Source organism: Dactylosporangium sp. CA-052675, assembly GCF_050947935.1.
Classification (GTDB): domain Bacteria; phylum Actinomycetota; class Actinomycetes; order Mycobacteriales; family Micromonosporaceae; genus Dactylosporangium.
The window spans coordinates 9,835,600-9,855,356 of sequence record NZ_CP192010.1; the positions used below are offsets into that span (position 1 = coordinate 9,835,600).

Here is a 19,757-nt window from a genome sequence, read left to right on the forward strand (position 1 = left end):
GGATGTCCGGGGCACATCACGTCCGGCTTTTGAGGCGCCGCGTGGCGCCCACCAAGATGGTGGACGCCACGATAGCGCTCTATTCGGTGTCGCCGCCGAGCAGCTTCACAGAGCCGCCGGCCGCCTGGATCTTCTCCTTGGCCGACGCGCTGAACTTGTGCGCGCTGACCTGCAGCTTCACGCCGCCGAGCTCCCCGTCGCCGAGGACCTTCACCAGCTCGCCCTTGCGGACGGCGCCGGCGTCGACGAGCTCGGCCACGCCGACCTCGCCGCCCTGCGGGAAAAGCTCCGCGAGGCGTGCAAGATTCACAACCTGGAACTCGATCCGGTTGCGGTTGCGGAAGCCCTTGAGCTTCGGCAGGCGCATGTGGAGGGGCATCTGCCCACCCTCGAACGCCGCCGAGATGTTCTTGCGGGCCTTGGAGCCCTTGGTACCACGACCGGCGGTCTTGCCCTTGGAGCCCTCACCGCGACCCACACGGGTCTTGTCGGTCTTGGCGCCCGGGGCGGGCCGCAGGTGGTGCAGCTTGATCGTCATCGGATTACTCCACCTCTTCCACGGTGACGAGGTGCGCCACGGTGTGGATCATGCCGCGGATCTCCGGGCGGTCTTCCTTGACGACCACGTCGCGGATCCGCTTCAGGCCAAGCGTGCGCAGCGTGTCGCGCTGGTTCTGCTTGCCACCGATCTCGGACCGGATCTGGGTCACCTTCAGACGGGCCATGGCTATGCCCCCACACCGGCGCGAGCGGCCAGCATGGCGGCCGGCGCGACGTCCTCGACCGGCAGGCCACGGCGCGACGCCACGGCCTCCGGGGACTCGAGCTTCTTCAGCGCCGCCACCGTCGCGTGGACGATGTTGATGGCGTTGGAGGAGCCGAGGCTCTTGGAGAGCACGTCGTGGATGCCCGCGCACTCCAGGACGGCACGAACCGGGCCGCCGGCGATGACGCCCGTACCGGCGGAGGCCGGCTTGAGCAGCACGACACCGGCCGCGTCCTCGCCGATCACCGGGTGCGGGATGCTCGCCGCGAGCCGCGGAACCTTGAAGAAGTGCTTCTTGGCCTCCTCGACACCCTTGGCGATGGCCGCGGGCACCTCCTTGGCCTTTCCGTAGCCGACGCCGACCGTGCCGTCGCCGTCGCCGACGATGACCAGGGCGGTGAAGCTGAAGCGACGACCACCCTTCACGACCTTGGCGACGCGGTTGATCGCGACGACCCGCTCGAGGTGCGGGGTCTTCTCGGCGGGCGCGTTGCCGCGGCCGCCACCCTCGCGACGATTCTCGCGACGGCCGCCACCACCTTCTTGGGTGTTACCGGACCCGCCGCCCCTGCGCTGAGGACCAGGCATGAACGTTTCTCCTTCTCAGAACTCGAGTCCGGCTTCGCGGGCGGCGTCCGCCAGAGCCGCGATGCGGCCGGCGTACTTGTTGCCACCACGGTCGAAGACGACCTTGCCGACACCCGCGGCCGTGGCGCGCTCGGCGAGCAGCTTGCCCACCTTCGCGGCCTGGGCCTTCTTGTCACCCTCGGTGCCACGGATGGTCGCGTCGAGCGTCGAGGCCGAGGCCAGCGTGTGGCCCTTGAGGTCGTCGACGATCTGCGCGGTGATGTTGCGCAGCGAGCGGGTGACCACCAGGCGGGGACGCTCGGCGGTGCCACCGACGTGCTTGCGAATGCGGAAGTGCCGGCGAGCACGCCCCGTGCGGCGCGCGGCGGCAACGCCGCCGGAGTTGCGGCGCTTGAGCAGCGTGGCGCTCATTTCTTACCAGCCTTTCCGGCCTTGCGGCGGATGACCTCGCCCTGGTACCGCACGCCCTTGCCCTTGTACGGCTCCGGCGGGCGAATCTTGCGGATGTTCGCGGCGACCTCGCCGACCTGCTGCTTGTCGATGCCGGCGATGTGGAACACCGTCGGCTTCTCGACCGTGAAGGTGATGCCGGGCGGCGGGGTCACCACGACCGGGTGCGAGAACCCGAGCGCGAACTCGAGGTCGGTGCCCTTGGCGGTGACGCGGTAACCGGTGCCGGCGATCTCCAGGCTCTTGCGGTAGCCCTCGGTCACGCCGACCACCATGTTGGAGACCAGCGTGCGCGACAGGCCGTGCAGCTCCTTGGACTTCCGCTCGTCGTTCGGGCGGACGACGTTGTACGTGCCGTCCTCGGCCCGCTCGAGCGAGATCGGCTCGGCCAGGGTGTGCTTGAGCTCGCCCTTGGGGCCCTTGACGGTGACGACCGGTCCGTCGATCTTGATTTCGACACCGGCGGGCACCGTGATCGGCTTACGTCCGATTCGAGACATGTGATGCCTTCCCTTACCAGACGTAGGCGAGGACTTCCCCGCCCACCCCTCGCTTGCGAGCCTGCTTGTCGGTCAGCAGACCCTGGGACGTCGAGATGATGGCCACACCGAGACCACCGAGCACGCGCGGCATGTCGATCGACTTCGCGTAGACGCGGAGGCCGGGCTTCGACACGCGGCGGATGCCGGCGAGGCTGCGCTCGCGGTTCTGGCCGTACTTGAGGTCGACGACAAGGGTCTTGCCGACCTTGCCCTCCTCAGGGTCCTGAACCTGCCACGCGGACACGTAGCCCTCGGACTTGAGCACCTCGGCGATGTTCGCCTTGATCTTCGAATATGGCATCGACACCCGGTCGTGGTACGCCTGGTTGGCGTTGCGCAGACGGGTCAGCATGTCTGCGATCGGGTCGGTCATGGTCATGGGTTTGTCAGCCTTTCTCGCCGCGGTTCCGCACCGGGTCGGTGGGCCTGCGGCGAAGGAGGATTACCAGGAAGCCTTGGAAACGCCGGGCAGTTCGCCACGGTGCGCCATCTCGCGGATGCACACGCGGCACAGGCCGAACTTGCGGTAGACGGCCTTGGGCCGGCCGCAGCGCTGGCAGCGGGTGTACGCGCGGACCGCGAACTTGGGCTTCGCGGCGGCCTTGAGGACGAGAGCCTTCTTCGCCATGGTCAGTTCTCCCTAGTTCTCACGGAAGGGGAAGCCGAGCAGCTTGAGCAGCGCGCGACCTTCCTCGTCCGTGCGGGCGGTGGTGACCACGGTGATGTCCATCCCTCGCGGCCGGTCGATGCGGTCCTGGTCGATCTCGTGGAACACCGACTGCTCGGTGAGACCGAACGTGTAGTTGCCGTTGCCGTCGAGCTTGCGCCCGTCGAGACCGCGGAAGTCACGGATACGCGGCAGCGCGATCGACAGCAGCCGATCCAGGAACTCCCACATGCGGTCGTTGCGCAGGGTGACCTTGGCACCGATCGGCATGCCCTCACGGAGCTTGAACTGCGCGATCGACTTGGTCGCCCGCCGGACCTGCGGCTTCTGACCGGTGATGGTGGCCAGGTCGCGCACCGCGCCGTCGATGAGCTTGGAGTCGCGAGCGGCCTCGCCGACACCCATGTTCACGACGACCTTCACCACGCCCGGGATCTGCATGACGTTGGCGTACTTGAACTGCTCCTGCAGCGCGCCGGCGATCTCGTCGCGGTAGCGCTGCTTGAGGCGCGGGTTCACCTTCTCGACCGTCGTCATCACAGTTCCTTACCGGAACGACGGGACACGCGGGTCTTCACGCCGTTCTCGTCCTCGCGGGAGCCGACCCGGGTGGCGTTGCCGTCCGAGTCGATCACCATCACGTTCGAGATGTGGATAGGGGCTTCCTGCGTCACGATGCCGCCGGTCTTCGAGCCCCGCTGGGTGGTGCGGATGCGGGTGTGCTTCTTGACCCGGTTGACGCCCTCCACGACGACCTTGTCCTCGCGGGGCAGCGCGGCGAGAACCTTGCCGCGGGAACCCTTGTCCTTGCCGGCGATGACCAGGACGGTGTCGCCCTTCTTGACCTTCACGGCTACAACACCTCCGGCGCGAGCGAGATGATCTTCATGAAACGCTTGTCCCGCAGCTCACGGCCGACCGGGCCGAAGATGCGGGTACCGCGCGGGTCGCCACCGTCCTTGATGATCACGGCGGCGTTCTCGTCGAAGCGGATGTACGAGCCGTCCGGCCGGCGCCGCTCCTTCGTGGTGCGGACGACGACGGCCTTGACCACGTCACCCTTCTTCACGCCGGCGCCCGGAATGGCGTCCTTCACCGTGGCCACGATGATGTCGCCGATACCTGCATAGCGGCGGCCGGAGCCACCGAGCACACGGATGCACAGGATTTCCCGGGCTCCCGTGTTGTCGGCGACGCGCAGCCGCGACTCCTGCTGAATCACGCTTGTCTCCTAATGTCTGCCAGTTCTCGGCGCCGGGTCCCTAGGCGATCCTGGGAGCCCGGCGCCGAGCTTGGCGGAACGACGGCCTTACTTGGCCTTTTCGAGGATCTCCACGACCCGCCAGCGCTTGGTCGCCGACAGGGGGCGGGTCTCCATGAGCAGCACCCGGTCACCGACGCCGCAAGCGTTCTGCTCGTCGTGCGCCTTCAGCTTGCTGGTGCGGCGCATGACCTTGCCGTACAGCGGGTGCTTGACCTGGTCCTCGACCGCCACGACGACGGTCTTGTTCATCTTGTCGCTGACCACGAGGCCCTCGCGGACCTTGCGGCGGCCGCGCACCTCGGTGCCCGACTCGGTCGTCTGCTCGCTCATGCTCATGCCACCTCAGCCACAGCGTCGGGCGCGGCCGAAAGACCCAGCTCGCGCTCGCGCATGATCGTGTAGATCCGGGCGATGTCCCTGCGGATGATCTGCAGGCGCCCGTGGTTGTCCAGCTGGCCGGTGGCCGACTGCACGCGGAGGTTGAACAGCTCCGCCTTGGCTTCCCGCAGCTTCTCGACCAGGCTCTCGTCGGACAGCTCACGCAGCTCGGTCGCCTTGATACCGGCGGCCATCACACATCAGCCCCTTCGCGCGTGACGATCCGGCACTTCAGCGGAAGCTTGTGGATCGCGCGGCGCATTGCTTCCCGGGCGATCTGCTCGTTCGGGAACGACATCTCGAAGAGGATCCGGCCCGGCTTGATGTTGGCCACCCACCACTCCGGCGAACCCTTACCGGAACCCATGCGGGTCTCGGCCGGCTTCTTGGTGATGGAGCGGTCCGGGAAGATCGTGATCCAGACCTTGCCACCACGACGGATGTGCCGGGTCATGGCGATACGGGCCGCCTCGATCTGGCGGTTCGTGATGTACGCGGGCTCGAGAGCCTGAATACCGAACTCACCGAAGACCACGCGCGTGCCACCCTTGGCCGGGCCGTGCCGGTCCGGGTGGTGCGGCTTGCGGAAGCCCTTCGGGGGCTTACGAGGAATCAGCATTCGTCAGCCCTCCTGCTGCGTCTCTGCCGGAGCCGGAGCGGCCGCCTCGGCGGCGGGTGCGCTCTCGGTCGCGGCGGCCTCGGCGGCGTGCGCGGCGGCCGCGGCGCGGCCGGCCTCGGTGCCACCGGCGGTCGTACCGGACGAGCCGGAACGTCCACGACGCGGCCGCTCGGGCCGGTCCGCACGCTCACGACGACCACGCGGGGGCGCGGTCTCGGCCGGCGCCTCGCGACCCGGAACGGCGTCGCCCTTGTAGATCCAGACCTTCACGCCGATGCGGCCGAAGGTCGTACGCGCCTCGAAGAAGCCGTACTCGATGTTCGCGCGCAGCGAGTGCAGCGGCACGCGACCCTCGCGGTAGAACTCGGTGCGGCTCATCTCGGCGCCACCGAGGCGACCGGAGACCTGCACCCGAATCCCGCGCACGAGCGGGTTCTTCATCGCCGACTGCATCGACTTGCGCATCGCGCGGCGGAAGCTGACCCGGCTGGACAGCTGCTCGGCCACGGCCTGCGCGACGAGCTGGGCGTCCGACTCGGGGCTCTTCACCTCGAGGATGTTGAGCTGCACCTGCTTGCCGGTCAGCTTCTCGAGCTCCGCGCGGATGCGGTCCGCCTCGGCGCCCTTGCGGCCGATCACGATGCCCGGGCGGGCCGTGTGGATGTCCACGCGGACCCGGTCGCGGGTGCGCTCGATGTCGACCTTGGCGATGCCGGCCCGCTCCAGGCCCTTGGACATCATCCGGCGGATCTTGACGTCCTCCGCGATGTAGTCCTTGTAGAGCTTGTCGGCGTACCAGCGCGACTTCCAGTCGGTACTGATGCCGAGCCGGAACCCGTGCGGGTGAACCTTCTGACCCATTACTCGGTCCCTTCCTCGGCCTTGGAACCGGCCTGTGTTCCGGCCTGCTTGGCCGGGGCCTTCTTCGCGGCCGCCTTCTTCGCGGGCCGCGACTCGACCTCGTCGCCCTCGTCCGTCTCCGGCGTCACGGCCTTCGCGGCCTTGGTCGCCTTGGCCACGCCGGCCTTCGCCGCGCGGGCCTGGGCGGCCGGGACGCTCTCGACCACGATCGTGATGTGGCTCGTGCGCTTGCGGATCCGGTAGGCCCGGCCCTGCGCCCGCGGCCGGAACCGCTTGAGCGTCGGGCCCTCGTCGACATAGCACTCGGCGACCAGGAGCGAATCCGGGTCGAGGCGCTCGTTGTTCTCTGCGTTGGCGATGGCGCTGGCCAGAACCTTGTAGACCGGCTCGCTCGCCGACTGCGGCGCGAACTGCAGCACCGTGAGCGCCTCGCGCGCGGGAAGGCCGCGCACAAGGTTCACCACACGGCGCGCCTTCATCGGCGACACGCGCACGTGCCGCGCGATCGCCCGCGCACCGGGCAGCGCCGCCTCGCTCTTCGTTGGCATCGGGAAATCCCCTTGATTCCTATCGGCTGCCTTAGCGGCGGCGGCTCTTCCGGTCGTCCTTCTCGTGACCCTTGAACGTGCGGGTCAGCGCGAACTCGCCGAGCTTGTGCCCGACCATCGCCTCGGTCACGAAGACGGGCACGTGCTTGCGCCCGTCGTGGACGGCGATCGTGTGGCCGAGCATCTCGGGGACGATCGTCGACCGGCGCGACCAGGTCTTGATGACGTTCTTGGAGTTCTTGGCGTTCTGGACTTCCACCTTCTTGATCAGGTGGTCGTCAACGAACGGGCCCTTCTTCAGGCTGCGAGGCATTGCTCAGGCTCCTTAGCCGCGCTTCCGGGTGGCGTAACGCCGACGGACGATGAGACGGTCGCTCGGCTGGCCCTTGCGCCGCGTGCGGCCCTCCGGCTTGCCCTTCGGGTTGACCGGGTGGCGACCACCCGAGGTCTTACCCTCACCACCACCGTGCGGGTGGTCGATCGGGTTCATCGCGACACCACGAACGGTCGGGCGCTTGCCCTTCCACCGCATGCGGCCGGCCTTGCCCCAGTTGATGTTCGACTGGTCGGCGTTGCCGATCTCGCCCACGGTCGCACGGCAGTGCACGTCGACGCGCCGGATCTCACCCGAGGGCATACGCAGCGTGGCGTACTGCTCCTCGCGGCCCAGCAGCTGGATGCCGACGCCGGCCGAGCGGGCCAGCTTGGCACCGCCGCCCGGGCGCAGCTCCACCGCGTGGACGGTGGTACCGACCGGGATGTTGCGCAGCGGCAGGTTGTTGCCCGGCTTGATGTCCGCGCCGGCACCAGCCTCGACCGCGTCGCCCTGCTTGAGGTCCTTCGGGGCGATGATGTAGCGCTTCTCGCCGTCGGCGTAGTGCAGCAGGGCGATGCGCGCGGTGCGGTTGGGGTCGTACTCGATGTGCGCGACCTTGGCGGGAATCCCGTCCTTGTCCGCACGCCGGAAGTCGATCAACCGGTACTGGCGCTTGTGCCCGCCACCCTGGTGCCGAGCGGTGACCCGCCCGTGCACGTTGCGGCCGCCCTTGTTCGGCAGCGGCACGAGCAGCGACTTCTCCGGCGTCGATCGGGTGATCTCGGCGAAGTCGGCAACGCTCGAACCACGACGACCGGGCGTCGTCGGCTTGTACTTACGAATAGCCATCGTCTATACCCCTCAGCTGACCGGTCCGCCGAAGGCTTCGATCCGGTCACCCTCGGCGAGCTTCACCATCGCCCGCTTCGTGTCCTTGCGCTTGCCCCAACCCGTGCGGGTGCGCTTGCGCTTGCCTTCGCGATTGATGGTGTTGACCGACAGGACGCGGACGTTGAAGATCTGCTGGATCGCGATCTTGATCTCGGTCTTGTTGGCGTCCGGGTGCACCAGGAACGTGTACCAGTTGCGGTTGAGCTCGCTGTAGCTCTTCTCCGAGACCACCGGCTGGATGATCACGTCCCGCGGGTCTGCGATCGTCGCCATGGCTCAGCCCTCCTCGTTGCTGTCGGCGTCGGCGCTCGCGCTCGACTCGGCCGGAACCCCGAGGAACTCGTCCAGCGCCGCGGTGGTGAACACCACGTCGTCGGCCACGAGCACGTCGTGGGTGTTGAGCTGGTCGGCCACCAGCAGGTGCACCGACTGCTCGTTGCGCAGGCTGAGCCAGTTCGCCTCGTCGTCGCGGGCGAGGACCACCAGGACCCGGCGGGCCTCGGTGATGCCGCGCAGCACGACCAGCGCGTCCTTGGTCTTCGGCGTCTCGCCCTCGATGAAGGTCTCGACGACGTGGATGCGACCCTCGCGGGCGCGGTCCGACAGCGCACCGCGCAGGGCGGCGGCCTTCATCTTCTTGTTCACCCGCTGGGAGTAGTCGCGCGGCACGGGGCCGTGGACCACGCCACCACCGGTGAACTGCGGCGCGCGGATCGAGCCCTGACGGGCGCGGCCGGTGCCCTTCTGCTTGTAAGGCTTCTTGCCACCGCCGGCGACCTCGCCGCGGGACTTCGCCTTGTGCGTGCCCTGGCGGGCCGCGTTCAGCTGGGCGACGACGACCTGGTGCATCAGCGGGATGCTGGCCTGGGCGTCGAAGATGTCGTCGGGGAGCTCGACGGAGCCGTTGGTGCTGCCGTCGGCCTTGCGAACGTCGACGGTCGTCATCGGGTGATCCCGCCCTTCTGCGCCTTCGCCTCGACCTTGGCCGCGCTGCGCAGCAGGACCAGGCTGCCCTTCGGGCCGGGGACGGCGCCGCGGACCAGGATCAGGCCCTGCTCGGCGTCGACCGCCTGCACCGTGAGGTTCTGCACGGTGAAGCGCGCGCCACCCATGCGACCGGCCATCCGCACGCCCTTGAAGACGCGACCGGGGGTCGCGCAGGCGCCGATGGAACCGGGCGAGCGGTGCTTGCGCTCGACACCGTGGCTGGCCCGCAGGCCGTGGAAGCCGTGCCGCTTCATGACACCGGCGTAGCCCTTGCCCTTGGTGCGGCCCGTCACGTCGATGCGCTGGCCGGCGGCGAAGGTGTCGGCGTTGATCTCCTGGCCGAGCGAGTAGTCGCCCGCGTCGGTGGTGCGCAGCTCGACGACGTGCCGGCGCGGCGCGACATCCGCCTTGGCGAAGTGGCCGGCGCGCGGCTTGTTGACCTTGCGCGGGTCGATCTGGCCCCACGCGAGCTGGACCGCCGAGTAGCCGTCGTTGTCGGGCGTGCGCACCTGGGTCACGACGCACGGGCCGGCCTGCACCACGGTCACGGGGACAACCTTGCCGTTGTCCCAGACCTGGGTCATGCCGAGCTTCTCACCCAGGATGCCCTTGACTTGCCTGTCCATAAGTCCGAGTCCCTACAGCTTGATCTCGATGTCGACGCCGGCCGGAAGGTCGAGACGCATGAGCGAGTCGACCGTCTTCGGGGTGGGGTCGATGATGTCGATCAGACGCTTGTGCGTGCGCATCTCGAAGTGCTCGCGCGAGTCCTTGTACTTGTGCGGCGAGCGGATCACGCAGTAGCGGTTGATCTCAGTGGGCAGCGGCACCGGCCCAGCGACCTGAGCCCCGGTGCGCGTGACCGTCTCGACGATCTTCCGCGCCGAGGAGTCGACGACCTCGTGGTCGTAGGCCTTGAGCCGGATGCGGATCTTCTGTCCCGCCATGGTGGCTTCAGTTCCCTCTCTCATGCGGGGCCTCGCAGCCCCGCCAAACCCCGCAGGGTCCGGTGCCGCCTAATGTGTTTGTCCGACCCCCGCGGTCGGGCGTGTCGCGGCCAAGGGCCAGGCTCCGCCGCAGACCGTTTCCGCTGTGGAGACCTACCCCAGGGCGTGCCACGCCCAGTCGAGGGGATCCGCGCCAGTCACTGGACCGACGCCGCGCAGAAGCGGTCGAGACTTCTCATTGAGCAGTCTCGACCGCCCCACGACGCAACCCGACCATTATGCCGCACGTACTGCGGCAAAGTGAAATCGGGGTACCTCCAGGTGTTACTTGATGATCTTCGTCACGCGGCCGGCGCCGACGGTACGGCCACCCTCGCGGATCGCGAAGCGGAGGTTCTCCTCCATCGCGATGGGCTGGATGAGCTGCACCGACATGCTGGTGTTGTCGCCCGGCATGACCATCTCGGTGCCCTCGGGCAGCGTGACGACGCCGGTGACGTCCGTGGTACGGAAGTAGAACTGCGGCCGGTAGTTCTGGAAGAACGGGGTGTGCCGGCCACCCTCCTCCTTGGAGAGGATGTAGACGGTCGCCTCGAACTCGGTGTGCGGGGTGTTGCTGCCCGGCTTCACCACGACCATGCCGCGCTCGACGTCCTCGCGCTTGATACCACGCAGGAGCAGACCGACGTTCTCGCCGGCACGCGCCTCGTCGAGGATCTTGCGGAACATCTCGATCGCCGTGCAGGTGGTCTTCATCGACTTGGCCTTGATGCCAACGATCTCGACCTCCTCGTTCGGCTTGAGGATGCCACGCTCGACACGGCCGGTGACGACCGTGCCACGACCGGTGATCGTGAAGACGTCCTCGACGGGCATGAGGAACGGCTTCTCGGTCTCACGCTCGGGCTGCGGGATCGCGGTGTCGACCGCGTTCATCAGCTCCATGAGCGCGCCGGTCCACTGGCTGTCGCCCTCGAGCGCCTTGAGCGCCGAAACGCGCACGACCGGCGCGTCGTCGCCCGGGAACTCCTGGCTCGACAGCAGCTCGCGAACCTCGAGCTCGACGAGCTCCAGGAGCTCCTCGTCCTCGACCATGTCGCTCTTGTTGAGCGCCACGACGATGTACGGCACACCGACCTGGCGGGCCAGCAGCACGTGCTCGCGGGTCTGCGGCATCGGACCGTCGGTCGCGGCCACCACCAGGATCGCGCCGTCCATCTGCGCGGCACCGGTGATCATGTTCTTGATGTAGTCGGCGTGACCCGGGCAGTCGACGTGCGCGTAGTGCCGGTTCGCCGTCTGGTACTCGACGTGCGCGATGGAGATCGTGATACCACGGGCCTTCTCCTCCGGCGCCTTGTCGATCTCGTCGAACGGCGTGTAGGGGTTCAGGTCCGGGAACTCGTCGTGCAGCACCTTGGTAATGGCCGCCGTCAGCGTCGTCTTACCGTGGTCGATGTGACCGATGGTGCCGATGTTGACGTGCGGCTTAGTCCGCTCGAACTTCGCCTTCGCCACTGGTGTCCTCCTGTGGACTTCTTGGTTCACGGTGCGCCGACGCTGGAAGCGCCGACGCACCCTGTCGACTTGGGTCTGGCTGGCCCCGACTGGCAGGAATCCGACTCAGCCCCGCTGACACAGCCTCACGGCCAAACTACCGGGGTGCTTACTCCCCGGTCGCCTTCGCGATGATTTCCTTCGCCACGTTCGCGGGAACCTCGGCGTAGGAGTCGAACTGCATCGAGTAGCTCGCCCGGCCCTGCGTCTTCGACCGCAGGTCGCCGACGTAGCCGAACATCTCCGACAACGGCACGGTGGCGCGGACGACACGGGCGCCGCCACGCTCCTCCATCGCCTGGATGGTGCCACGCCGGGAGTTGAGGTCGCCGATGACGTCGCCCATGTTCTCCTCGGGCGTCGTCACCTCCACCGCCATGAGCGGCTCGAGCAGCACGGGGTTGGCGCGGCGAGCCGCGTCCTTGAGCACCATCGAGCCGGCGATCTTGAACGCCATCTCGGAGGAGTCGACCTCGTGGTACTGCCCGTCGAGCAGCGTGAGCTTGATGCCGACGAGCGGGAAGCCCGCCAGCACGCCGTACTGCATCGCGTCCTGCGCACCGGCGTCGACCGAAGGGATGAACTCCTTCGGGATGCGACCACCGGTGACCGCGTTGACGAACTCGTACGTGGGGCCGTCGGCGCTGGTCTCCAGCGGCTCGAGCTTGATGATCACGCGCGCGTACTGGCCGGAGCCACCCGTCTGCTTCTTGTGGGTGTACTCGACCTTCTCCGCGACCGACTTGATCGTCTCGCGGTACGCCACCTGCGGCTTGCCGATGTTCGCCTCGACGTTGAACTCGCGCCGCATGCGGTCGACGAGGATGTCGAGGTGCAGCTCGCCCATGCCGGCGATGACCGTCTGCCCGGTCTCCTCGTCGTTCTTGACGCGGAAGGTCGGGTCCTCCTCGGCCAGGCGCTGAATGGCGGTGCCCAGCTTCTCCTGGTCGGCCTTCGTCTTGGGCTCGATGGCCACCTCGATGACCGGCTCCGGGAAGGTCATCGACTCGAGGATGACCGGGTTCGCCGGGTCGCACAGCGTGTCACCGGTGGTGGTCTGCTTGAGACCCTGCACGGCGATGATGTCGCCGGCACCGGCGCTGCTGCGCTCCTCACGCTTGTTCGCGTGCATCTGGTAGATCTTGCCGATCCGCTCCTTGCGGTCCTTGGTGGAGTTGACCACCTGGGTGCCGGAGTCGAGCGTGCCGGAGTAGATGCGCACGTAGGTGAGCTTGCCGAGGTGCTTGTCGGTCTGGATCTTGAACGCCAGGCCCGAGAACGGCTCGCTGGTCGACGGCTTGCGCAGCAGCGGCGTCTCGCCGTCCGTCGCGATGCCCTCGATGGCCGGGATGTCCAGCGGGGAGGGCAGGAACTCCACGACGGCGTCGAGCATGGGCTGAACGCCCTTGTTCTTGAACGCCGAGCCACACACGACCGGGTTGAGCTTGCCGGCGATGGTGGCCTTGCGGATCGCGGCCTTGAGCTCCTTGACGTCGAACGAGTCGCCGTCGAGGTAGCGGACCATGATCTCGTCGTCGGTCTCGGCGAGCGTCTCGAGGAGCTTGTCCCGGTATTCGTTGGCCTGCTCGACCAGGTTCTCCGGGATCTCCTCGATGGCGTAGTCCTCGCCCTTCTGGGTCTCGCCGCGCCAGGTCAGCGCGCGCATCTCCAGCAGGTCGACGACGCCGATGTGGTCGCCCTCGAGGCCGATCGGGATCTGCAGCACCAGCGGGGTGGCGTTGAGCCGGTCGACCATCATCTGCACGCAGCGGAAGAAGTCGGCACCGGTGCGGTCCAGCTTGTTGACGAAGCACATACGCGGGACGTTGTACTTGTCCGCCTGCCGCCAGACGTTCTCGGTCTGCGGCTCCACGCCGGCGACGCCGTCGTAGACCGCCACCGCGCCGTCGAGGACGCGCAGCGACCGCTCGACCTCGACCGTGAAGTCGACGTGGCCGGGCGTGTCGATGATCTGGATCGTGTGGCCCTTCCACTCGCACTTCGTGGCGGCGGAGGTGATGGTGATGCCGCGCTCCTGCTCCTGCTCCATCCAGTCCATGACCGCCGCGCCCTCGTGGACCTCGCCGATCTTGTACGTGATGCCGGTGTAGAAGAGGATGCGCTCGGTCGTCGTCGTCTTACCGGCGTCGATGTGCGCCATGATGCCGATGTTGCGGACCTTGGCGAGGGCGGCGTCTGCGGCAGCCACTACAAATCCCTACTTCGTCTCTCGTCGGATGCTGGGGAAGCGTCGCTTACCAGCGGTAGTGCGCGAAGGCCTTGTTGGACTCCGCCATCTTGTGCGTGTCTTCGCGGCGCTTCACGGAAGCACCGAGACCGTTGCTCGCGTCCAGCAGCTCGTTCATGAGCCGCTCGACCATGGTCTTCTCGCGGCGGGCGCGGGAGTAGGTGACCAGCCAGCGCAGGCCCAACGTCGTCGCCCGGGGCGGGCGGACCTCGACCGGCACCTGGTAGGTCGCGCCACCGACACGGCGGCTGCGGACCTCGAGGGTCGGCTTCACGTTGTCCATCGCGCGCTTGAGCGTCACCACCGGGTCGGTGCCGGTCTTCTCACGAGCACCCTCGAGAGCGCTGTAGACGATGCGCTCGGCGAGCTGGCGCTTGCCCTCGACCAGGATCTTGTTGATCAGCTGGGTCACGAGCAGGGAGTTGTAGACCGGGTCCGCCACGAGCGGCCGGCGCGGCGCGGGGCCTTTACGCGGCATGTCAGCTCTTCTCCTTCTTCGCGCCGTAACGGCTGCGAGCCTGCTTGCGGTTGCGAACGCCCTGGGTGTCCAGCGAACCGCGGATGATCTTGTACCGGACGCCGGGGAGGTCCTTCACACGGCCGCCACGGACCAGCACGATCGAGTGCTCCTGAAGGTTGTGACCGACACCGGGGATGTAGGCCGTCACCTCGATGCCGTTGCTCAGCCGCACGCGGGCCACCTTGCGCAGCGCCGAGTTGGGCTTCTTCGGCGTGGTCGTGTACACACGCGTGCAGACGCCCCGCCGCTGCGGGCTTCCCTTGAGCGCCGGCGTCTTCGTCTTGCTCAGCTTCGCCTGGCGGCCCTTGCGGACCAGCTGCTGGATCGTAGGCACTGGGCCTGCCTCTCCCTTCGGCCTCGCGGCCGCAACGTCTTCTCTTCTGTCTGCCCGGCGTAGACCGGCACCCGCGGTCGGGCGTGTCGCCAGTTCCGCGGACCCGGCCCGTTTGATCCCAGCCCGGGGTTGTGGTCCGCACCCACCCTCACTCCCGCGGAGCGGGCGATGTGGGCGCACGCACGAGTTGCCCAGCAAAGCCGGGCACGAGGGGAAAGAGTACCCACCGTAAGGACGCTGGTCAAAATCGCCCGGCACGTCCGCCGACGGAACACTCTTCACACCAAGAGTACCTGGTCGCCGATCGAGACGTCCGGGGGGCTCGTTTTCCCCGCTCAGCTGAGCAGGAAGGTGAGCAGAATGACGAACATCGCCAGGCCGCCGCCCGTGCAGCCGAGCACGATGCCGGTGATGGCCATGCCCCGCCCGCTCACCGCGGCGCCGGCTCCGGCGGCCTTGCGGATCTGGCGGGTGCCGGCGAGGCCCAGGCCGGCCGCCCCGGCGCCGAGAAAGATACCCAGGACGGTGAACGCGCCCGCGGCGGCGAGGCCCCAGCCCTCGGACGCGCCGGTGGCGCCGAGGCAGAGCGCGAACAGCGCGACCAGGATCGAGGCGATGCCCGCGACCAGGGAGCCGATGGACGGACCGCTCGGCGAGGTCGGCGCGGCCGGGTAGGCGACACCGAACTGCGTGCCCTGGATGACGTCGACGCGCATGGCGGGCGTCAGCGCGGGCGACGGCGGGAGCGGGGGCGGCGCGTAGCCCGGCGGCGGGCCGTAGCCGGGTGGCGGGCCGTAGCCGGGTGGCGGGCCGTAGGCGGGTGGCTGCGGCTGATACGGCGGGTTGGACATCTAGTTCACCGTCGGGTCGAAGTCGGTGCCGCGCTGCCGCGCGTAGTGCAGCAGGCCGACGATCGCCAGCACGACGAGGCCGGCGATGGCGAGCACGATCCCGGTCCAGGCCAGCCGCACGCCGTTGCGCAACCGCCGGGCGCCGAGCAGGAAGCCGTCGGCGGCGACCAGCTCCTTGTGCGACTCGCGGGCCATGAGCAGCGCCAGCGTCGCCGGAATCACCCCACCGAGGAACGGGCCCGTGACGACGGAGAGCAGGCCAAGCCCGAACACGGCGGTGGCCTTGGTCGCCCGAACGGGATCCGGATCCAGCGGATGCCGGGTGGATGACGTCACCAGACGACTCTATCCGGTGAACGGCGAAGGGGCGGAGACCCCTGAAGGTCCCCGCCCCTGCGCCGTTCAGATCGCTTTGCTCAGCCCCGCGGAAGGAGCCTAGCGGAAGGAGCCCAGGTCGAAGTCGTCCAGCGGGACGGCCTGTCCGCTCGCGGGCCCGAAGCCGTAGTCGGCCTCCGGGTAGCCCGTCATCGAGTAGACCTTCGCCTTCGCCTCCTCGGTCGGCTCGACCCGGATGCTGCGGTACTTGCTGATGCCCGTACCGGCCGGGATGAGCTTACCGATGATGACGTTCTCCTTCAGACCGATCAGCGAGTCGCTGCGCGCGTGGATCGCGGCATCGGTCAGCACCCGGGTCGTCTCCTGGAACGAGGCCGCGGACAGCCACGACTCCGTCGCCAGCGACGCCTTGGTGATACCCATGAGCACCGGACGACCCGCGGCCGGCTCACCGCCCTCGGCGACGACGCGGCGGTTCTCCGCCTCGAACATCGCGCGGTCGACGAGCACGCCCGGCAGGAACTCGGTCGAGCCGGAGTCGATGACCGTCACCCGCTTGAGCATCTGGCGAATGATGATCTCGATGTGCTTGTCGTGGATGAGCACACCCTGCGAGCGGTACACCTCCTGGACCTCGGACGTCAGGTGCACCTGCACCGCCCGGGGACCCATGATGCGCAGCAGCTCGTGCGGGTCGATCGTGCCCTCGGTCAGCTTCTCGCCGACCTCGACGTGCTCGCCGTCCTGGATGCGCAGCTTGACGCGGCGGCTGAGCTTGTCGTGGACGATCTCGTCGCTGCCGTCGTCCGGCACGATGATGATCTTCCGCATCCGCTCGCCGTCCTCGATGCGCACGCGGCCGGGGGTGTCGGCGATGGGCGCCTTACCCTTCGGCACGCGGGCCTCGAAGATCTCCGTGACACGCGGCAGACCCTGGGTGATGTCCTCACCCGCGACACCACCGGTGTGGAAGGTACGCATCGTCAGCTGCGTGCCCGGCTCACCGATGGACTGGGCGGCGATGATGCCGACCGCCTCGCCGACGTCGACCGTCTTGCCCGTGGGCAGCGACCGGCCGTAGCAGGCGCCGCAGACGCCCAGCTTCGACTCGCAGGTGAGCACGCTGCGGACCCGGACGTTCTCGGTGCCGGCCGCGACCAGCAGGTCCACGACCATCGAGTTGATGTCCGTGCCCCGCTCGGCGACCATCCGGCCGTCCTTGTCCCGCACGTCGTCGGCGAGGGTGCGCGCGTGCACACCGGTCTCCGCGTGCTGGTGGATGCGCAGCACGCCGTCGACCAGCTCGCCGACCGCCATCGGGATGGCGCGGTCGGTGCCGCAGTCCTCCTCGCGGATGATGACGTCCTGCGAGACGTCGACCAGACGACGGGTCAGGTAACCCGAGTCGGCGGTCCGCAGCGCGGTGTCGGCCAGACCCTTGCGGGCACCGTGCGTGGAGATGAAGTACTCCAGCACGGACAGACCCTCCCGGTAGCTGGCCTTGATCGGCCGCGGGATGATCTCGCCCTTCGGGTTGGCCACCAGGCCACGGATCGCGGCGATCTGGCGGAGCTGGAGGAGGTTACCGCGGGCACCCGAGTTGATCATCTTCCACAGCGGGTTCTCGCGCGGCAGCGCGCTCTCCATCTCCTTGGCCACCTCGCCGGTCGCCTTGGTCCAGATCTCGATGAGCTCGCCGCGGCGCTCCTCGGCGGTCATGAGACCACGCTGGTACTGCTTGTCGATCCGCTCGGCCTCCTTCTCGTAGCGCTCGAGGATCTCGCGCTTACGAGGCGGCTGGATGACGTCCTCCATGCCGATGGTGACGCCGGACCAGGTGGCCCAGTGGAAGCCGGCCAGCTTCAGCGCGTCCAGGGCCGCCGCGAGGGAGACCTTCGGGAAGCGCTCGGCGAGGTCGTTGACGATCGCCGACAGCTGACCCTTGCGGATCTCGTAGTTCACGAAGCGGTACCCGACCGGGAGCGCCTCGTTGAACAGCACGCGCCCGAGCGTGGTCTCGATCGTGACCGTGTCGCCCGGCTGCCAGCCCTCCGGCGCCTCCCACGGCTCGGCACCGGCGCCGTTGTCGACACCGATGAGCTCCCGGAGCCGGATCTTGACGGGCGCCTGCAGGTGCAGCTCGCCGTTGTCGAACGCCATCCGCGCCTCGGCGTCGGAGCTGAACGTGCGCCCCTCGCCGAGCAGGTTCTTCTGGATGTGCGTGAGGTGGTACAGGCCGATGACCATGTCCTGGGTAGGCATGGTGACCGGCTTGCCGTCGGCCGGCTTGAGGATGTTGTTGCTGGACAGCATGAGGATGCGGGCCTCGGCCTGCGCCTCCGCGGACAGCGGCACGTGCACGGCCATCTGGTCGCCGTCGAAGTCGGCGTTGAAGGCGGTGCAGACGAGCGGGTGGATCTGGATCGCCTTGCCCTCGACCAGCTGCGGCTCGAAGGCCTGGATGCCGAGACGGTGCAGGGTCGGCGCGCGGTTGAGCAGCACCGGGTGCTCCGCGATGACCTCCTCCAGCACGTCCCACACGACCGGGCGCTGACGCTCGACCATGCGCTTGGCCGACTTGATGTTCTGCGCGTGGTTGAGATCCACCAGGCGCTTCATCACGAACGGCTTGAACAGCTCCAGGGCCATCTGCTTCGGCAGGCCGCACTGGTGCAGCTTGAGCTGCGGGCCGACGACGATGACCGAACGGCCGGAGTAGTCGACGCGCTTGCCGAGCAGGTTCTGCCGGAACCGGCCCTGCTTGCCCTTGAGCATGTCGGACAGCGACTTCAGCGGCCGGTTGCCCGGGCCGGTGACGGGACGACCGCGGCGGCCGTTGTCGAACAGCGCGTCGACGGCCTCCTGCAGCATCCGCTTCTCGTTGTTGACGATGATCTCCGGGGCACCCAGGTCGATCAGGCGCTTGAGCCGGTTGTTGCGGTTGATGACCCGGCGGTACAGGTCGTTGAGGTCGCTGGTGGCGAAGCGGCCACCGTCGAGCTGCACCATCGGGCGCAGGTCCGGCGGGATGACCGGGACGCAGTCCAGCACCATGCCCAGCGGCGAGTTCGCGGTGTTGAGGAACGCGGCGACGACCTTGAGGCGCTTGAGCGCCCGGATCTTGCGCTGGCCCTTGCCGCTGCGGATGGTCTCGCGCAGCAGCTCGGCCTCCTCCTCGAGGTCCAGGTTCTCGAGCAGGGCCTTGATCGCCTCGGCGCCCATGGCGCCGTTGAAGTACTCACCGAACCGGTCGCGCAGCTCGCGGTAGAGCAGCTCGTCGGTGATGAGGTTCTTGCGCTCCAGCTTGCGGAACGTGTCCATGACCTCGTCGAGGCGGTCGATCTCGCGCTGCGCGCGGTCACGGATCTGCCGCATCTCGCGCTCGCCGGCCTCCTTGACCTTGCGGCGCACGTCGGCCTTCGCACCCTCGGCCTCGAGCTCGGCCAGGTCCTGCTCCAGCTTGGCGGCCCGCTTCTCGATCTCGGAGTCGCGCGCGTTCTCCGCCTGCCGCTTCTCGGCCGACACCTCGTTCTCGAGGGTGGCGAGGTCGCGGTGGCGAGCCTCCTTGTCGACGCTGGTGATCACGTACGACGCGAAGTAGATGATCTTCTCGAGGTCCTTCGGCGCCAGGTCGAGCAGGTAGCCGAGGCGGCTGGGCACACCCTTGAAGTACCAGATGTGCGTGACCGGCGCGGCGAGCTCGATGTGGCCCATGCGCTCACGGCGGACCTTCGCCCGGGTCACCTCGACGCCGCAGCGCTCGCAGATGATGCCCTTGAAGCGGACCCGCTTGTACTTACCGCAGTAGCACTCCCAGTCCCGGGTCGGACCGAAGATCTTCTCGCAGAAGAGCCCGTCCTTTTCCGGCTTCAGGGTGCGGTAGTTGATGGTCTCGGGCTTCTTGACCTCGCCGTGCGACCACTGGCGGATGTCGTCGGCCGTGGCCAGGCCGATGCGGAGCTCGTCGAAGTAGTTGACGTCGAGCACTTCGTCTATGTCCTCACGATTCAGTTGCTCGGGTAATTGCTAGGTCGCGTGCCGGTCCTCGACGGGCCGGCGAGGCGGCGCCCCCGCAGGAGCGCCGCCC

Annotated in this window: 27 protein-coding genes and 1 pseudogene; all 28 read right to left on the reverse strand. The window is 68.2% G+C overall.

The window, feature by feature from the left end:
• Positions 1-79: 79 nt before the first annotated feature.
• The 28 genes and pseudogenes from rplO to ACQP1P_RS44270 all read right to left on the reverse strand — a co-directional run bounded on the left by rplO (position 80) and on the right by ACQP1P_RS44270 (position 19,657).
• Positions 80-538, reverse strand: a complete 459-nt coding sequence (gene rplO / locus ACQP1P_RS44135) for a 50S ribosomal protein L15 (protein WP_433080797.1) — start codon at positions 536-538, stop codon at positions 80-82.
• A gap of 4 nt (positions 539-542) precedes the next feature.
• Positions 543-725 carry a 50S ribosomal protein L30 gene (gene rpmD / locus ACQP1P_RS44140; protein WP_350611883.1) on the reverse strand — a complete coding sequence of 61 codons (183 nt, stop codon included), beginning with the start codon at positions 723-725 and terminating at the stop codon, positions 543-545.
• A gap of 2 nt (positions 726-727) precedes the next feature.
• The gene (rpsE, locus tag ACQP1P_RS44145) at positions 728-1,354 is read right to left on the reverse strand and encodes a 30S ribosomal protein S5 (protein WP_433080799.1); all 627 of its coding nucleotides are present in this window, start codon (positions 1,352-1,354) and stop codon (positions 728-730) included.
• A gap of 15 nt (positions 1,355-1,369) precedes the next feature.
• Positions 1,370-1,765, reverse strand: coding sequence for a 50S ribosomal protein L18 (gene rplR, locus ACQP1P_RS44150; RefSeq protein ID WP_433080801.1), 396 nt, complete (start codon positions 1,763-1,765; stop codon positions 1,370-1,372).
• Positions 1,762-2,304, reverse strand: coding sequence for a 50S ribosomal protein L6 (gene rplF / locus ACQP1P_RS44155; protein WP_433080803.1), 543 nt, complete (start codon positions 2,302-2,304; stop codon positions 1,762-1,764). Before rplF ends, rplR begins: the two co-directional genes overlap by 4 nt.
• 13 nt (positions 2,305-2,317) lie before the next feature.
• On the reverse strand, positions 2,318-2,725 hold the full coding sequence (gene rpsH, locus ACQP1P_RS44160; RefSeq protein ID WP_433080805.1) for a 30S ribosomal protein S8: 408 nt from the start codon (positions 2,723-2,725) through the stop codon (positions 2,318-2,320).
• A 63-nt stretch (positions 2,726-2,788) separates the two neighbouring features.
• A complete protein-coding gene (locus ACQP1P_RS44165) occupies positions 2,789-2,974 on the reverse strand; it encodes a type Z 30S ribosomal protein S14 (RefSeq protein ID WP_190249376.1) in 186 nt (61 codons plus the stop codon).
• Positions 2,975-2,986: 12 nt separating this feature from the next.
• The gene (rplE, locus tag ACQP1P_RS44170) at positions 2,987-3,550 is read right to left on the reverse strand and encodes a 50S ribosomal protein L5 (RefSeq protein WP_350611879.1); all 564 of its coding nucleotides are present in this window, start codon (positions 3,548-3,550) and stop codon (positions 2,987-2,989) included.
• Positions 3,550-3,864: a 50S ribosomal protein L24 gene (gene rplX, locus ACQP1P_RS44175; protein WP_350611878.1), complete on the reverse strand. Its 315-nt coding sequence runs from the start codon at positions 3,862-3,864 to the stop codon at positions 3,550-3,552. The genes rplE and rplX overlap by 1 nt, the downstream gene beginning before the upstream one ends.
• A 2-nt stretch (positions 3,865-3,866) precedes the next feature.
• Complete coding sequence (gene rplN / locus ACQP1P_RS44180) at positions 3,867-4,235, reverse strand: 50S ribosomal protein L14 (RefSeq protein ID WP_033357657.1); 369 nt, start codon at positions 4,233-4,235, stop codon at positions 3,867-3,869.
• Between the two features lie 87 nt (positions 4,236-4,322).
• A complete protein-coding gene (rpsQ, locus tag ACQP1P_RS44185; protein ID WP_344615991.1) occupies positions 4,323-4,607 on the reverse strand; it encodes a 30S ribosomal protein S17 in 285 nt (94 codons plus the stop codon).
• A gap of 2 nt (positions 4,608-4,609) precedes the next feature.
• Positions 4,610-4,849 carry a 50S ribosomal protein L29 gene (gene rpmC, locus ACQP1P_RS44190; RefSeq protein ID WP_363340530.1) on the reverse strand — a complete coding sequence of 80 codons (240 nt, stop codon included), beginning with the start codon at positions 4,847-4,849 and terminating at the stop codon, positions 4,610-4,612.
• Positions 4,849-5,274 carry a 50S ribosomal protein L16 gene (rplP, locus tag ACQP1P_RS44195; protein ID WP_190249381.1) on the reverse strand — a complete coding sequence of 142 codons (426 nt, stop codon included), beginning with the start codon at positions 5,272-5,274 and terminating at the stop codon, positions 4,849-4,851. The genes rpmC and rplP overlap by 1 nt, the downstream gene beginning before the upstream one ends.
• A gap of 3 nt (positions 5,275-5,277) precedes the next feature.
• Positions 5,278-6,135: a 30S ribosomal protein S3 gene (gene rpsC / locus ACQP1P_RS44200; protein ID WP_433080808.1), complete on the reverse strand. Its 858-nt coding sequence runs from the start codon at positions 6,133-6,135 to the stop codon at positions 5,278-5,280.
• A gap of 98 nt (positions 6,136-6,233) precedes the next feature.
• Positions 6,234-6,683, reverse strand: a pseudogene (gene rplV, locus ACQP1P_RS44205) (50S ribosomal protein L22); the annotation flags it as partial.
• A 31-nt stretch (positions 6,684-6,714) separates the two neighbouring features.
• On the reverse strand, positions 6,715-6,996 hold the full coding sequence (rpsS, locus tag ACQP1P_RS44210) for a 30S ribosomal protein S19 (RefSeq protein WP_190249384.1): 282 nt from the start codon (positions 6,994-6,996) through the stop codon (positions 6,715-6,717).
• Between the two features lie 12 nt (positions 6,997-7,008).
• On the reverse strand, positions 7,009-7,848 hold the full coding sequence (gene rplB, locus ACQP1P_RS44215) for a 50S ribosomal protein L2 (RefSeq protein WP_433080810.1): 840 nt from the start codon (positions 7,846-7,848) through the stop codon (positions 7,009-7,011).
• A gap of 12 nt (positions 7,849-7,860) precedes the next feature.
• Positions 7,861-8,163: a 50S ribosomal protein L23 gene (rplW, locus tag ACQP1P_RS44220; RefSeq protein ID WP_033357665.1), complete on the reverse strand. Its 303-nt coding sequence runs from the start codon at positions 8,161-8,163 to the stop codon at positions 7,861-7,863.
• 3 nt (positions 8,164-8,166) lie between these two features.
• A complete protein-coding gene (gene rplD, locus ACQP1P_RS44225; RefSeq protein WP_433080812.1) occupies positions 8,167-8,835 on the reverse strand; it encodes a 50S ribosomal protein L4 in 669 nt (222 codons plus the stop codon).
• A complete protein-coding gene (rplC, locus tag ACQP1P_RS44230; protein ID WP_433080814.1) occupies positions 8,832-9,503 on the reverse strand; it encodes a 50S ribosomal protein L3 in 672 nt (223 codons plus the stop codon). Before rplC ends, rplD begins: the two co-directional genes overlap by 4 nt.
• A 12-nt stretch (positions 9,504-9,515) precedes the next feature.
• On the reverse strand, positions 9,516-9,824 hold the full coding sequence (gene rpsJ, locus ACQP1P_RS44235) for a 30S ribosomal protein S10 (protein WP_018347762.1): 309 nt from the start codon (positions 9,822-9,824) through the stop codon (positions 9,516-9,518).
• A gap of 324 nt (positions 9,825-10,148) precedes the next feature.
• Complete coding sequence (gene tuf, locus ACQP1P_RS44240) at positions 10,149-11,342, reverse strand: elongation factor Tu (RefSeq protein ID WP_433080816.1); 1,194 nt, start codon at positions 11,340-11,342, stop codon at positions 10,149-10,151.
• Between the two features lie 148 nt (positions 11,343-11,490).
• Entirely contained in the window at positions 11,491-13,590 is a 2,100-nt protein-coding gene (gene fusA, locus ACQP1P_RS44245) for an elongation factor G (RefSeq protein ID WP_433080818.1), read from the reverse strand.
• A gap of 46 nt (positions 13,591-13,636) precedes the next feature.
• Positions 13,637-14,107, reverse strand: coding sequence for a 30S ribosomal protein S7 (gene rpsG, locus ACQP1P_RS44250; protein WP_190249390.1), 471 nt, complete (start codon positions 14,105-14,107; stop codon positions 13,637-13,639).
• A gap of 1 nt (position 14,108) precedes the next feature.
• Positions 14,109-14,483, reverse strand: a complete 375-nt coding sequence (gene rpsL / locus ACQP1P_RS44255; protein ID WP_033357671.1) for a 30S ribosomal protein S12 — start codon at positions 14,481-14,483, stop codon at positions 14,109-14,111.
• A 335-nt stretch (positions 14,484-14,818) separates the two neighbouring features.
• On the reverse strand, positions 14,819-15,334 hold the full coding sequence (locus tag ACQP1P_RS44260; RefSeq protein ID WP_433080820.1) for a hypothetical protein: 516 nt from the start codon (positions 15,332-15,334) through the stop codon (positions 14,819-14,821).
• Entirely contained in the window at positions 15,335-15,670 is a 336-nt protein-coding gene (locus ACQP1P_RS44265; protein WP_433080822.1) for a hypothetical protein, read from the reverse strand. It abuts the gene before it with no gap.
• Between the two features lie 99 nt (positions 15,671-15,769).
• Positions 15,770-19,657, reverse strand: coding sequence for a DNA-directed RNA polymerase subunit beta' (locus ACQP1P_RS44270; protein ID WP_433080824.1), 3,888 nt, complete (start codon positions 19,655-19,657; stop codon positions 15,770-15,772).
• Between the last annotated feature and the right edge of the window lie 100 nt (positions 19,658-19,757).